Origin of the sequence: Kitasatospora sp. NPDC093558 (genome assembly GCF_040683475.1) — a bacterium.
Taxonomy (GTDB): domain Bacteria; phylum Actinomycetota; class Actinomycetes; order Streptomycetales; family Streptomycetaceae; genus Kitasatospora.
The window spans coordinates 1-1,128 of the sequence record NZ_JBFBDY010001334.1 but is presented as its reverse complement, the minus strand read 5'-3'; the positions used below and the strand labels follow the sequence as shown (position 1 = coordinate 1,128).

At 73.0% G+C, this 1,128-nt stretch carries 1 protein-coding gene; it reads left to right on the top strand.

From position 1 onward, the window contains the following. A partial coding sequence (locus tag AB0O00_RS40770; protein ID WP_363659703.1) for an acyltransferase domain-containing protein occupies nt 1-1,128 on the top strand: 1,128 nt, incomplete at both ends.

Genomic DNA, 1,128 nt, shown 5'->3' with positions numbered 1-1,128 from the left:
GTTCGCGCACCGGGCGGTGCTGCTGGACGGCGCCGAGGTTGCGCGCGGCGTCGCCGACGGCGAGCGCAGGACGGCGCTGCTGTTCTCCGGGCAGGGAGCCCAACGCCTCGGCATGGGACGGGACTTGTCCGCACGCTTCCCGGTGTTCGCCGACGCCTTCGACGCGGTGTGCGCACAGTTCGACCTGCCCGTGCGTGAGGTCGTGTGGGGCTCGGACGAAGAGCTGATCAACCAGACCGCTTACGCCCAGGCCGGGCTGTTCGCGGTCGAGGTGGCGCTGTTCCGGCTCGTCGAATCGCTGGGCGTCCGGGCCGAGTTCGTCGCGGGCCACTCGATCGGTGAGATCGCGGCCGCCCACGTCGCCGGGGTGTTCTCGCTGGAGGACGCCTGCGCCCTGGTGGCGGCCCGCGGCCGGCTGATGCAGGCGCTGCCGGAGGGCGGCGTGATGCTCGCCGTGCAGGCGACGGAGGACGAAGTCCGGCCGCTGCTCACCGACTTCGTGTCGATCGCCGCCGTCAACGGCCCGTCGTCCGTGGTCGTCTCCGGAACGGACGAGGCCGTTGCGGTGATCGAGGCACACTTCGCTGATCGCAAGACCACGCGGCTCAAGGTCTCCCACGCCTTCCACTCCCCGCTGATGGACCCGATGCTTCAGGACTTCCGTGAGGTCCTCAACGGGCTGACGTACAACGCGCCTTCGATCCCGCTGGTCTCCAACCTGACCGGCGAACTGGCGGAGGGCCTGACGTCGCCCGACTACTGGGTGCGCCACGTCCGCGGGACCGTCCGCTTCGCCGACGGCATCCGCACCCTGCACGCCGCCGGAGTGACCGACTTCCTGGAGCTGGGCCCCGACGCCGCCCTGTCCCCAGCCGTCCGGCAGACGCTCGACGACGCCCCCGACGCCGTCGTCGAGCCCGCCGGCCGTCGCGGCCGGCCCGAAGAGGCGGCCCTGCTGACCGCGCTCGCCCGCCTCCACGTCGTCGGCGTGCCCGTCGACTGGGCGCGCCTGTTCGACGGCACCGGCGCCCGCCGCGTCGACCTGCCGACCTACGCCTACCAGCGCGAGCGCTACTGGCCGCAGCCCCAGGCCCCGGCAAGCCGTCCCGGAGCTGCCGCCGCGCCGGA